The 12,639-nt window shown below is 67.4% G+C and carries 12 protein-coding genes; 7 read left to right on the top strand and 5 right to left on the bottom strand.

Annotation, left to right across the window (positions count from 1 at the left end):
* Nucleotides 1-442 precede the first annotated feature (442 nt).
* From KXV01_RS17075 to folB, 4 genes are all read right to left on the bottom strand, one after another.
* Nucleotides 443-979: a hypothetical protein gene (locus tag KXV01_RS17075; protein WP_263467963.1), complete on the bottom strand. Its 537-nt coding sequence runs from the start codon at nt 977-979 to the stop codon at nt 443-445.
* A gap of 128 nt (nt 980-1,107) precedes the next feature.
* A complete protein-coding gene (locus KXV01_RS17080; RefSeq protein ID WP_061480354.1) occupies nt 1,108-3,282 on the bottom strand; it encodes a glycoside hydrolase family 3 N-terminal domain-containing protein in 2,175 nt (724 codons plus the stop codon).
* 128 nt (nt 3,283-3,410) lie between these two features.
* Nucleotides 3,411-4,682, bottom strand: coding sequence for a mechanosensitive ion channel family protein (locus KXV01_RS17085; protein WP_263467964.1), 1,272 nt, complete (start codon nt 4,680-4,682; stop codon nt 3,411-3,413).
* A 91-nt stretch (nt 4,683-4,773) separates the two neighbouring features.
* Nucleotides 4,774-5,127: a dihydroneopterin aldolase gene (folB, locus tag KXV01_RS17090; RefSeq protein ID WP_005415016.1), complete on the bottom strand. Its 354-nt coding sequence runs from the start codon at nt 5,125-5,127 to the stop codon at nt 4,774-4,776.
* Between the two features lie 359 nt (nt 5,128-5,486).
* On the opposite strand from folB, the gene KXV01_RS17095 reads away from it, so the two are divergent.
* Entirely contained in the window at nt 5,487-6,152 is a 666-nt protein-coding gene (locus KXV01_RS17095) for a hypothetical protein (protein WP_111096700.1), read from the top strand.
* Nucleotides 6,153-6,185: 33 nt separating this feature from the next.
* Here the strand turns inward: KXV01_RS17095 and tsaD are convergent, their stop codons facing one another.
* Nucleotides 6,186-7,211, bottom strand: coding sequence for a tRNA (adenosine(37)-N6)-threonylcarbamoyltransferase complex transferase subunit TsaD (gene tsaD / locus KXV01_RS17100; RefSeq protein ID WP_049438847.1), 1,026 nt, complete (start codon nt 7,209-7,211; stop codon nt 6,186-6,188).
* 166 nt (nt 7,212-7,377) lie between these two features.
* Here tsaD and rpsU point away from each other — a divergent pair, with 166 nt between their 5' ends.
* The 6 genes from rpsU to KXV01_RS17130 all read left to right on the top strand — a co-directional run bounded on the left by rpsU (nt 7,378) and on the right by KXV01_RS17130 (nt 12,526).
* Complete coding sequence (gene rpsU / locus KXV01_RS17105; RefSeq protein WP_002808376.1) at nt 7,378-7,593, top strand: 30S ribosomal protein S21; 216 nt, start codon at nt 7,378-7,380, stop codon at nt 7,591-7,593.
* 133 nt (nt 7,594-7,726) lie between these two features.
* A complete protein-coding gene (locus KXV01_RS17110) occupies nt 7,727-8,170 on the top strand; it encodes a GatB/YqeY domain-containing protein (RefSeq protein WP_049438846.1) in 444 nt (147 codons plus the stop codon).
* A 105-nt stretch (nt 8,171-8,275) separates the two neighbouring features.
* The gene (locus tag KXV01_RS17115; protein WP_049416765.1) at nt 8,276-9,196 is read left to right on the top strand and encodes a YihY/virulence factor BrkB family protein; all 921 of its coding nucleotides are present in this window, start codon (nt 8,276-8,278) and stop codon (nt 9,194-9,196) included.
* A 61-nt stretch (nt 9,197-9,257) separates the two neighbouring features.
* Nucleotides 9,258-10,997: a DNA primase gene (gene dnaG, locus KXV01_RS17120; RefSeq protein WP_263467965.1), complete on the top strand. Its 1,740-nt coding sequence runs from the start codon at nt 9,258-9,260 to the stop codon at nt 10,995-10,997.
* Nucleotides 10,998-11,025: 28 nt separating this feature from the next.
* On the top strand, nt 11,026-11,526 hold the full coding sequence (locus KXV01_RS17125) for a protein tyrosine phosphatase family protein (RefSeq protein WP_049438844.1): 501 nt from the start codon (nt 11,026-11,028) through the stop codon (nt 11,524-11,526).
* A gap of 28 nt (nt 11,527-11,554) precedes the next feature.
* The gene (locus KXV01_RS17130) at nt 11,555-12,526 is read left to right on the top strand and encodes a bile acid:sodium symporter family protein (RefSeq protein WP_049438843.1); all 972 of its coding nucleotides are present in this window, start codon (nt 11,555-11,557) and stop codon (nt 12,524-12,526) included.
* Nucleotides 12,527-12,639: the final 113 nt, after the last annotated feature.

Genomic DNA, 12,639 nt, shown 5'->3' on the forward strand with positions numbered 1-12,639 from the left:
CTTCCGGCATCCTGCGGTTGCCGGCCAGCGGCCGGCACTACCCTTGCCAGACGGCCCCGCACGCGGGGGACCTTCACCTCGGTCTTCGTGATGGGCGAGCGCACCCGACGGTGCGCTGTGGCTGCTGGAAGACGGCAGCAAGGCACGCCGGTAGTGCCGGCCGCTGGCCGGCACCCTGGATCCTTCCGGCATCCTGCGGCTGCCGGCCAGCGGCCGGCACTACCCTCGCCAAACGGCCCCGCACGCGGGGGACCTTCACCTCGGTCTTCGTGATGGGCGAGCGCACCCGACGGTGCGCTGTGGCTGCTGGAAGACGGCAGCAAGGCACGCCGGTAGTGCCGGCCGCTGGCCGGCACCCTGGATCCTTCCGGCATCCTGCGGTTGCCGGCCAGCGGCCGGCACTACCCTCGCCAGACGGCCCCACGAGCGGGGCCGTCTGCGTTCATTGGATGGTGATGACCTTCACCTCGATCTTCGTGCAGGCCTGGTCCAGGCACTGGCCGCTCAACCACACTTGGCCGCTGCCAATCATCACGCCCTGCTGGTTGACGAAGGCCTTGCCGAAGTCCTGTTCGGACACCGCCTTGACCACCGCCGGGGTGATGATCTTCTCGTAGTTCCGCTGGAACTCACCGGGGCCAGTGATCTTCTTTCCGTCGCTGATGTTCAACGGGAAGCGCACTTGCTCGACCACCGCAGCGCGATCTCCGCCAACCACAGCGGCCTTGAACGCATTGAACACCTTCTCGAACTGCGCGGCATCGCCGAGCAGCGATTCGATGCGCGCACGCGCGTCCTCGGCGGGCGCCTCCGCTTCGGGCACGGCCGGTGCGGCGGCAGCGGGTTCAGCGGCAGGCGTAGCTGCCGCGTTGGCCTCCATCGGCGGCGGTGCATCCGCCGCAGGCTCGGCCGTTGGCGCCGCCGGCTGCGAACAGGCCGCCAGCAAGAGGGCGGGAATCAAGACAGCGATCGTGCGCATGCGCGGGCATCCATCGTTGAAGAACACCGATGGTAGCGCCGCCACAGTGACGGCAACAAAAAGGGGACGGAGGGGATTAAGTCGTCAGTGCCACTAACGACTTAATCCCCTCCGTCCCCTTTTTTCGATCAGGCCTTCAGCAGTTCGAACTGCACCGCTTCGCCGGCGGCCGACGAGGCGCACACCCACAGGTCGAACTGGCCCGGCTCGGCACGCAGCACGCCGTCACGGCCGGTGAAGGCCAGCTGCTCACGGGTGAGGGTGAACACCACGTCGGTCGACTCGCCCGGCTGCAGCGCTACCTTGCGGAAGTCCTTCAGCTCACGCACCGGACGTACGCGGCTGGCCACGCGGTCGTGGATGTACAGCTGCACCACTTCCTCGCCGGCCACGTCGCCGCTGTTGGTCAGGGTGGTGGTGATGGTCAGGGTGTCGTCCCAGCCGAGCTGTGCCGTGCTCAGCTGCGGCACGCCGTAGGCGAAGGTGGTGTAGCCGATGCCGTGGCCGAACGGGTACAGCGGCTCGTTCGGAATCTCGCGCCAGCGGGCCTTGAACTCCGACATCGTCGGCAGTTCCGGGCGACCGGTACGCGGGTGGTTGTAGAAGTACGGCTGCTGGCCGGATACCTGCGGGAAGCTGACCGGCAGGCGACCGGACGGGCTGTAGTCGCCGAACAGCACATCGGCCACGGCATGGCCGGTCTGCGTGCCCAGGTACCAGGTCACCGCCACGGCCTGTGCATTGCGCACCGCGCCCTGCAGTGCCAGCGCACGGCCGTTGCGCAGCAGCACCACCAGCGGCTTGCCGGTCATCGCCACCGCCTCGGCCAGTGCCTGCTGTGCCGGCGGCAGGGTGATCTCCACGCGCGACTGCGCTTCACCGCTGTAACGCTGCGGTTCGCCCAGCGCCAGCACCACCACATCGGCGCGCAGCGCGGCAGCCACCGCCGCTTCGGTACCGCCCGGAATGGCCGCTTCCAGTTCGCAGCCCGGCACGATTTCCAGCAGCGCTTCGTCGCCGATGGCGGCACGCACGCCGGTTTCCAGGTCCACGTAACGCTGCTTGTCGCCGAACAGCGTCCAGCAGCCTTCGATGTTCTCGCGGTCCTGCACGAACGGGCCGATCAGGGCGATCTTCTGCCCGGTCTTCTGCAACGGCAGCACGTTGTCACGGTTGTTCAACAGTACGATCGAACGCCGCGCGGCGTCGCGCGACAGTTCATCATGCGCGGCAATATGCGAGGTATCCGCTTCGCGCGCCGGGTCCAGCGAACGGTACGGATCATCGAACAGGCCGATGGTTTCCTTCAGCCACAGGATGCGGCGCACGCCTTCATCCAGCACCGCCATCGGCACTTCGCCGCTCTCGACCAGACCCGGCAGGTGCTCGGCGTAGAAGCCGCTCTGCATGCTCAGGTCCAGGCCGGCGGTGAACGCCTTGGCGGTGGCATCGCGGTCATCGGCGGCGTAGCCGTGCGCGACCAGCTCCATGTCGGCGGTGTAGTCGGAGATCACCACGCCCGGGAACTTCCATTCGCCGCGCAGGATGTCGGTCAGCAGTTCGGCATTGGCGCTGGCCGGCACGCCGTTGATGTCGTTGAACGAGGACATCACGGTGATCGCGCCGGCCTCGAAGGCGGCCTTGAACGGCGGCAGGTGCACATCGCGCAGGGTCTGCGGCGAAATGTCCACCATGTTGTATTCCATGCCGGCCATCACCGCGCCGTAGGCGGCGAAGTGCTTCGGCGTGGCCAGCAGCGAATCGGCCGCGCGCAGGTCGCTGCCCTGGAAGCCACGCACGCGGGCGGCGGCGAACGCACAACCCAGCACCACGTCCTCACCGGCACCTTCGGCCCCCCGGCCCCAGCGCTGGTCGCGGGCGATGTCCACGGCCGGGGCATAGGTCCAGTGCAGGCCGGCAGCGGTGGCTTCGATGGCGGTGGCGCGCGCGGTGCGCTCGGCCAGGTCCGGCTCGAAGCTGGCGGCCTCGCCCAGCGGGATCGGGAACACGGTACGCATGCCGTGGATGACGTCGGCGGCCAGGATCACCGGGATGCCCAGGCGGCTCTCCTCGGTGGCGACCTGCTGGATGCGGCGGCCCAACTCGGCGCCCACGCCATTGAACAGCGAGCCGACCTTGCCCTCGCGCACCTGCTGCAGCACCTGGTCGGCATTGCGCACGTTGGCTTCCGGGTTCACGTCCGGGGCGAACGGGCGGACCATGTCCGCGAAGACACCCAGTTGGCCGACTTTTTCCTCGACGGTCATCTGGGCAATGAGGGATTCGATGCGATCGGAGGCCACCGGCAGTCCTTGATGAAAACGTTTACAAGCCCGGCATTCTAGCGATCCCGAGCCATTTGGCGAGAGGTTTCTTCGTTCAGTTTCAGCCAACAGCGGGGCCCGTATGGTCCCGCCGGGGGCACCGCAGCTTACTCCGAGCCGGCCAACTGGCGCTGCCCGGCCATCAACATGGCGTCGCTGGAGGCCTGGAACACCCGCAGGCCGAACGCCGGCAGAATCGCCAGCAGGTGGTCGAAGATGTCCGACTGCACGGCCTCGTACTCGCTCCAGGCGGTGCTGCGGGTGAAGCAGTACAGCTCCAGCGGCAGGCCTTCGGTGGTGGGCTGCAGCTGCCGCACCAGCAGGGTCATGTCGGTATGGATGCCCGGATGGCTGCGCAGGTAGCGCTCCACATAGGCACGGAAGGTACCCAGGTTGGTCACCCGGCGGCTGTTGACCTCAGCCACGCCCTGCTCGCGCAGGCGCCCGTTCCACTGCCCCAGTTCCTGCTCCTTTTCACGCAGGTACTCACGCAACAGCGCGAACTCGCCGAGGAAGGCCAGGTCGCCCTCGTCCAGGAAGCCGACGCTGTGCTGGTCCAGGTACAGCGCGCGCTTGATCCGGCGGCCACCGGCCTCCTGCATGCCGCGCCAGTTCTTGAACGACTCGGTCACCAGCTTCTTGGTCGGGATGGTGGTGATGGTCTTGTCGAAGTTCTGCACGGTGATGGTGTGCAGCGCGATGTCGATGACGTCGCCGTCGGCATTCTGGCTGGGCATCTCGATCCAGTCGCCGATGCGCACGCGGCCATCGCCACTGATCTGCACGCTGGCCACCAGCGACAGGATGGTGTCCTGGAAGATCAGCATCAGCACCGCCGTGGCCGCGCCGAGGCCGGTGACCAGATAGCGCAGATCGACGCCCGCCAGGGTAGCGACGATCGACAGGCCGGCGATCACGAAGATGACGATCTTGGCGACCTGCAGGTAGCCCTTGATCGGCTTGTTGCGTGCCTCGGGGCGGCGCTCGTACAGATCGTTGGCCGCATCCAGCGCATGCGAGATGGCCAGCACCACGGTCAGGATCGCCCACGCCTGGCAGGCGCCGATGATGAAGCTGACCAGGCCCGGCGGCAGGTCCGGCACGATGCGGATGCCCGAGGCGATCACCTGGCTGGGCACCACGTTGGACAGGCGCGAGATCACCCGCATCAGGTGGCTGCCGCGGCCGGTGTCAGCGCCGGGGAGGCGGCTGAGCAGGCGCCGCAGGCCACGCAGCAGGATGCGCTTGGTCACCCAGTTGGCCAGGCCAGCCGCGATCAGCAGCGCCGAGATCATCAACGCCAGGTAGGCACCGGGATAGGGTTCCAGTGTGTTCTGCAGCCGTTCCAGCCACTGTACCGCCACCACCGCATCCACCATCAGTTGTCTCCTGTCTGTTTCGTTGTTGCCAAGGTTGCCGGCCAGCGGCCGGCACTACCGGGGTTGTCGGCCAACGGCCGGCACGACCGGGTCAGTCCCGCGAGCGTTCGATGATCACGCCCACCGCGCGCGCGCCGCGCACCGCGCCCGGCTTGCTCAGCTTCAGGCGCAGCCACTTCACGTCGAATTCGTCCAGCACGATCTGCGCGCAACGCTCGGCCAGGGTCTCGACCAGGCCGAACTCCGACTCGCGCACGAACTGTTCCAGGCGCTTGCTCACCGCCTTGTAGTTCAGGGTGTGGGCGATGTCGTCGGTGGCCGCGGGGCGACGGTTGTCGAAGCCCATTTCCAGGTCGAACACCAGGTCCTGGCGGATCCGTCGTTCCCAATCGTAGATACCGATCAGGGCGTCGATCGTCAGCCCTTCGATGAAAACCTTGTCCATTGCGCTTACCGGCACGAATACAGGCGGCCATGGTAACGGCACGGCGGTGAGCCTGCCCGGAACGGGCGGCGGGCGGCCGACAGGGAGACGGCGCCGGAAAAAACAAAGGGCCCCACTAGCAGGGCCCTTTGGTACTACCGTTTGTCCCCGGGGGGAGCTGGAATCCAGCCGCGAGTCCCGGTGGCGCAGGCACGCAGATTAGGCAAGGACCAGATCGCCGGTCAAGGCCAATTCCGACAGGGCAGGTCAGGTATTCGTCCGAGGCAAAACGCAGAAAATCTGCCGCGCGGACAACGACGTTCCCTGATGGTCGCCGCCGCCCACTCTCGCGAACATCGATCCCTCCTTCACCACCGCACATGACGATGGCTCCATACGATGTACTGCGGCGCGCGTTGTCAGCGGAGCGTCTGTCTACTTACGAGAGAATCGCATCGACCTGCAGCCCCGACGTCACAGCCGAATCCCTGTACCTGTGGAACATGCGGATGTGCAGTGCACTGATGATGCCGGTCCATCTGTGCGAAGTGGTCACCCGCAACGCCGCTGCAGCTGTGCTCGCCAGGCAGCATGGCCCGCGTTGGCCGTGGAATGGTGCCTTCCGACGGAGGCTGCCAACCTCATCCAGTACTTCTCCGCGCACGGTACTGGAACAACTTGCCAGCCGCGCAACCGATACACCTGGGATCGTCGCCAACCTGCCGATGGTGTTCTGGCAGCAGCTCTTCACCTGTCGCTTCGACTCCACGCTTTGGATACCCGCACTCAGCAGGGTTCTGCAGCATGCTCCCTCTGCTCATCCCAGTGCCGTCAGGAAAGCCATCCATGCGGATATCGGACGCATCCGCCACCTGCGCAACCGCATCGCCCACCACGAGCCGGTCCTGGAACGTGACATCGGCGCCGACCTGGCCGCGATCGGGCGGCTGATCCATGCCCGCTGCCCACACACGCTGGGCTGGCTGCAGCGCCATGAGCGGGCGACAACCGTGCTGGCGGCGTCGCCGTTGGCAGTGCATCGGTAATGCGTCCGCCGGGCATGGCCCGACGCTATCGGTTCACACCGCCGGCAGGGTCGCCATGTCCCAGCGCGGGGTCACATCCACCTTCGGCGGGCTGTGCTGGCCGGCCTGCAGGCGCAGCGCGCCGGCGAAGGCGATCATCGCGCCGTTGTCGGTGCACAGTGCCGGCCGCGGGAAGCAGGCACGGCCGCCGAGGCGCTCGGCCATCTGCTGCAGGCGGGCGCGCAGGCGCTTGTTGGCGCCGACGCCGCCGGCCACCACGATCACGTTGGTCCCGGCCGCTTCCAGCGCGCGCTCGCACTTGATCGACAGGGTCTCGACCACCGCATCTTCAAAGCCACGGGCGATATCGGCACGGGTCTGCTCGCTCTGGTCGCTGTCGCGCCAGGCCATCAGGACCTGGGTCTTCAGGCCGGAGAAGCTGAAATCCAGCCCCGGGCGGTCGGTCATCGGCCGCGCGAAGCGGTAGACACCCGGCGTGCCCTGCTCGGCCAGCCTGGCCAGCTGCGGGCCACCGGGGTACGGCAGGCCCATCAGCTTGGCGGTCTTGTCGAAGGCCTCGCCGGCCGCGTCGTCCAGGGTCTCGCCCAGCAACCGGTACTGGCCGATCGCGTCCACCGCCACCAGCTGGGTATGGCCACCGGACACCAGCAGTGCCACGAACGGCGCTTCCGGCGGGTCGTCTTCCATCAGCGGGGCCAGCAGGTGCCCTTCCATATGGTGTACGCCCACCGCCGGTACCTCCAGCGCCCAGGCCAGCGATCGGGCCACGCCGGCACCGACCAGCAGCGCGCCAACCAGGCCAGGACCGGCCGTGTAGGCCACCCCGTCGATGTCGCCGACATCCAGACCGGCGTCGGCCAGGGTCTGGCGCACCAGCGGCAGCAGCTTGCGGACGTGGTCGCGGCTGGCCAGCTCGGGCACCACACCGCCGTATTCGGCGTGCAGGGCGATCTGGCTGTAGACCGCATGGGCGCGCAGGGCCGCGCTGCCGGCCAGGCCGGTGTCATACACCGCCACGCCGGTCTCATCACAGGAAGATTCGATGCCAAGGACTCGCATGCCTGCTATTATGACGCCCCTGCCGCCCCCTCGGGGGATGTGCAGATCTCACTGCTTTCGAACCCCCGGCCCGTATTCAGGGTTGGCCGCTTGCAGTTTGTCTATTCGCCGCTATAATGTGCGGCTCGCCGGGCGTGACCCGGTTCTACTGTGTCCCGGAGATTCCATGCCCAGCGTCAAAGTCCGCGAGAACGAGCCCTTCGAGTTTGCTCTTCGCCGCTTCAAGCGCACTTGCGAAAAGGCCGGTGTGCTGGCCGAAACCCGCAAGCGCGAGTTCTACGAAAAGCCGACCCAGGAGCGCAAGCGCAAGGCCGCCGCTGCTGTGAAGCGTCAGCTGCGCCGCTCGTCGCGCGACGTCACCAAGCGTCAGCGCCTGTACTGATCGGACGCATCTTCATTGCGGCGGGCCTGCCTGTCGCGATGGAGCCGAAGCCGGCACGCGCGAGCGTCGCCGGCTTTTTGCGTTTCCGGGTTCGGGCACCCGCCCCGCCCCACCTACCACCACGAGGTTCCTCATGAGCATGAAGCAGCAGCTCACCGAAGACATGAAGGCCGCCATGAAGGCGGGCGAGAAGCACAAGCTGGGCGTGATCCGCCTGATCAATGCCGCCATCAAGCAGCGCGAAGTGGACGAGCGAATCGAACTGGACGACACCGCCGTGATCGCCGTGCTCGACAAGATGGTCAAGCAGCGCAAGGACTCGGTCAGCCAGTACGAAGCGGCCAACCGCGAAGACCTGGCCGAGATCGAGCGCGCCGAGATCGTGGTCATCGAAGCCTACCTGCCGGCCAAGATGGGCGAAGCCGAGATCGTGGCCGCCATCCAGGCCGCCATCGCCGAGACCGGTGCCGCCGGCCCGGCCGACATGGGCAAGCTGATGGGCGCACTGAAGCCCAAGCTCGCTGGCCAGGCCGACATGGGCCTGGTGTCCAAGCTGGTCAAGCAGCAGCTGGCGTAATCCGGCACACGGGGTCGGATCCCTTTCGCAACGCGAAAGGGCTCTGACCCCATTGATGCACCCGCTTCACCGCACCTTCGTCGGTCGCCTGCTACAACCACACCCATGGTTGAACCCGAGCCCAACGTTCCCGTGTCCCTGCACAAGTACCTCAAGCGCCTGCAGGACAGCTTTCCGATGGCGGTGGCCAAGCGCTTCATCGACGTCGACGTGCTGACCCAGGCCGCCTCCGTTTCCTTCTACGCCCTGCTGTCGATGGCACCGCTGCTGGTGCTGCTGCTGTGGTTGACCGCTTCGCTGTACCCGCCGGCACAGCAGGCGCTGATCGACCAGATCAGCTCGGTGGCTGGCAGCAGCGCGGCTACGGTGGCCGAAACCGTCCTGAAGAACGCCGACAACCAGCCCGACGTCGGCTCGTTGGCGGGGCTGTGGAGCACGCTGCTGCTGTTCGTCGGCGCCACCGCCGTGTTCGCGCAGCTGCAGAACGCGCTCAACCTGATCTTCCGCACCAGTGGCGAGCGCCTGGAGGGCATCAAGGCCTGGCTGCGCAAGCGTGTGTTCTCGTTCGGCGTGGTGCTGGCCCTGGGCTTCCTGCTGATCCTGTCGATGACGGCCACCACGGTGCTGCAGGTGGCCTTCGCGCAACTGCCCTCGATCCTCCCCGCCCTGGGGTACGTCACCAGCCTGCTGCTGTACGCGGTGGGGTTCGCCTTCATGTACCACTACCTGCCCGACCGCCGCGTGGCGTGGCGCCAGGCCTTCATCGGCGGCGTCATCACCTCGGCACTGTTTGCACTGGGCCGCTACGGCATCGGCGTCTACATCGCCACCGTGGCCCCCGGCAGTGCCTACGGCTCGATGGGCGCCCTGGTGATCTCGCTGGTCTGGATCTATTACGCGACCGTGGTCTTCTTCGTTGGCGCGTTGATGACCGCGGTGATCGATGAGCGACTGCGCGCGCGCCATCACCTGGCCGCCGCCGGCATCGATCCGGCCGCCGCCAGCCAGGTGCCCGACAGGGGGTAAACTAGGGCAACCGCCCCCGGTTCCGTCGCGTGGTCCTGTACCGCGCCCTGCCCTGTTGCCCATGGCCCGTATCCCCGACGCTTTCATCGACGACCTGCTGGCCCGCACCGACATCGTCGAGGTGGTGGGCAGCCGCGTGCCGTTGAAGCGCCAGGGCAAGGAATACGCCGCACGCTGCCCGTTCCATGACGAGCGCTCGGCCTCGTTCACGGTCTCGCCCACCAAGCAGTTCTATCACTGCTTCGGCTGCGGCGCGCACGGCACCGCGATCAGCTTCCTGATGAACTACGACCGCCTCGAGTTCCTCGACGCGGTGGATGAACTGGCCAAGCGCGCGGGCATGGACGTGCCGCGCAACGAGAACCCGCGCAGCCCCCAGCAGCAGGACGACAGCCGCGAGCTGTACTCGGCGCTGGACGCCGCCACGAAGTTCTTCCAGAAGAACCTGGAAGGCAGCGAGAAGGCACGCGCGTATCTTGAAAGCCGCGGCGTGGACGAAGAGAACCGCGCACGCTTCCAGATCGGCTACGCGCCGGATGGCTACAGCGGACTGCGCGATGCACTGGGCAAGGACGAGCGGCGCATGAAGCTGCTCGACCGCGCCGGCCTGTTCTCGAAGAACGACCGCGGCCACGTCTACGACAAGTTCCGCGACCGGGTGATGTTCCCGATCTTCGACCGCCGTGGCCGGGTGATCGCCTTCGGTGGCCGCGTGTTCGAGAAGGACAACGGCCCCAAGTACCTCAACTCGCCCGAGACCGCGCTGTTCCACAAGGGCCGCGAACTGTACGGCCTGTGGCAGGTACGCCAGGCCAACCAGAAGATCGAGCGGCTGATCGTGGTCGAAGGCTACATGGACGTGGTCTCGCTGTTCCAGTTCGGTGTCACCAAGGCGGTGGCAACGCTGGGTACCGCGACCACGCCGGACCATGCCGAGCTGCTGTTCCGCAACGCGCCGGACGTGTTCTTCTGCTTCGACGGCGACGCCGCCGGCCGCCGCGCCGGCTGGAAGGCGCTGGAGTCGGTGCTGCCGCGCATGAAGGATGGCCGCCAGGCCTTCTTCCTGTTCCTGCCCGATGGCGAGGACCCGGACACCATCGTGCGCAAGGAAGGCGCCGAGGCCTTCAACGAGCGCCTCAAGCAGGCTACGCCGCTGTCGCAGTTCTTCTTCGACGAACTGACCCGCGAGATCAACCTGGGCACGCTGGACGGCAAGGCACGCCTGGCAGAACGGGCAAAGCCGATGCTGGCGCAGATTCCCGACGGCGCCTTCGGCGACCTGATGAAGCAGCAGCTGGCGCAGCTGACCGGCCTGGGCGGCACTGCCCAGGCCACGCGCGCGCCGATGCCGCAACGCCAGCCGCAGCGGACGATCCAGCCCGTGGCCAAGCGCAGCCTGGTGCGCGGCGCGATCGCCGTGCTGCTGCAGCAGCCGTCGCTGGCGCTGACGCTGGGCGGCAAGCACCACTTCCAGGGCCTGCGCCTGCCCGGCGTGGAACTGCTGCTGGAGCTGCTGGGGCTGGTCGAACAGCGCCCGGACATCAGCACCGGCGCCCTGCTGGAACACTTCGACGGCCGCGAGGAACAGGCGTCGCTGCATACGCTGGCCGCTCAGACGCTGCCCGGCACCGAGGCCAGCTGGACCCAGGAACTGCACGACGCAGTGGCACAGCTGGAGAAACAGCTGCTGGTGCAACGTCTGGAGGAGTTGTTGGCAAAGCAGCGCCAGCAGGGCCTGGATGATACTGACAAATACGAACTGCGCGAGCTGCTGAAGGCGCGCGCCGGACTGCGCCTGTAGAGGGCAGAACGTTTTCACGGAGAGGACCATGCTGCTGCGCCTGACCTGCCTGCTGTTGTTGTCGCTCTGCCTGCCACTGGCGGCCCTGGCCGCAGACGGCCCGCTCAATGAAGTCCGCCCGGGCCTGTATGCCGGCGGCCAGCCCTCCGCCGCACAGCTGCGCGAACTTGCCGCGCAAGGCGTGCGCACCGTGATCGACCTGCGCCAGCCCGGCGAGGACCGGGGCTTCGACGAAACCCGCCTCGCCGAATCATTGGGCCTGCGCTACGTGCGCATTCCGGTGGCCGGTGCCGAGGGGCTCGATGCCGCCAACGTGCGCGCCGTGCACCAGGCCCTGCGGCAGAGCCAGGGGCCGGTGCTGCTGCACTGTGCGTCCGGCAACCGCGCCGGCGCCGTGCTCGGCCTGGTCAATGCACGCTACGAACATGCCGGCCCCGAACAGGCCCTTCAGCTGGGCCAGCGTGCTGGCCTGACCTCGCTGGAAGCCGCCACCCGCCAACGCCTGGCCACGCCGGTCACCTGGCCCTGAACCCTCCGCACCAAGGACTCTGCCCACCATGACCCACTGGTGGTCGCGCCTGCGACCGGACAACTTCACCCTCGCCCTGCTGTGCACCGTCGGCCTGGCCTCGCTGCTGCCGATGAAGGGCGCCGCCGCCATCGTCCTCGACGATGTCACCACCGTCGCCATCGCTGCACTGTTCTTCCTGCATGGCGCGCGCCTGCCGCGCGAGTCGATCATCGGCGGCATGCTGCACTGGCGGCTTCACCTGACCATCCTGGCCTGCACCTTCCTCCTGTTCCCGCTGCTGGGGCTGATGTTCAAGCCGCTGTCGGGCTGGCTGCTGACCCCGGAGCTGTACCTCGGCGTGCTGTTCCTGTGCACCCTGCCCTCCACCGTGCAGTCGTCCATCGCGTTCACTTCGATGGCGCATGGCAACGTGCCCGCAGCGGTGTGCAGCGCCTCGCTGTCGAGCATCCTCGGCGTGTTCCTGACCCCGCTGCTGCTGACCGCGCTGGCCGGCACCTCCGGCGGTGTGCACGACCCGCTGCATGCGATCGGCGGCATCATGCTGCAGCTGCTGGTGCCGTTCGTGGCCGGCCACCTGCTGCGGCCGTGGATCGCCGGCTGGGTGGAACGCCAGCGCGCGCTGCTGCGTTACACCGACCAGGCCACCATCCTGCTGGTGGTGTATTCGGCGTTCGGTGAAGCGGTGACTGAAGGCCTGTGGAGCAAGACGCCGCTGCTCTCGCTGCTGGCCGTGGCGGTCGTGGCCGCCGTGCTGCTCGGCATCGCGATGCCGCTGATTACCTTCATCGCGCGTCGCCTGCGTTTCAACCGCGAGGACGAGATCGCCATCGTGTTCTGCGGTTCGAAGAAGAGCCTGGCCACCGGCGTGCCGATCGCCAAGGTGCTGTTCGCCGGCGGCAGCCTGGGCGCCATCGTGCTGCCGGTGATGATCTACCACCAGATCCAGCTGATCGTCTGCGGCGTGATCGCGCAGCGGTACGCGAAGCGCGCGCCCTGACCCGGCGGGAGGACATCCACGCATGGCGTGGATCAACTGTAGAGCCGAGCCCACGCTCGGCTGACACCTGTGATCCGGAGTAGATCCACGCCATGCGTGGATGGATTGCCTGA

The organism is Stenotrophomonas sp. Ps181 (assembly GCF_025697425.1).
Lineage (GTDB): Bacteria > Pseudomonadota > Gammaproteobacteria > Xanthomonadales > Xanthomonadaceae > Stenotrophomonas > Stenotrophomonas sepilia.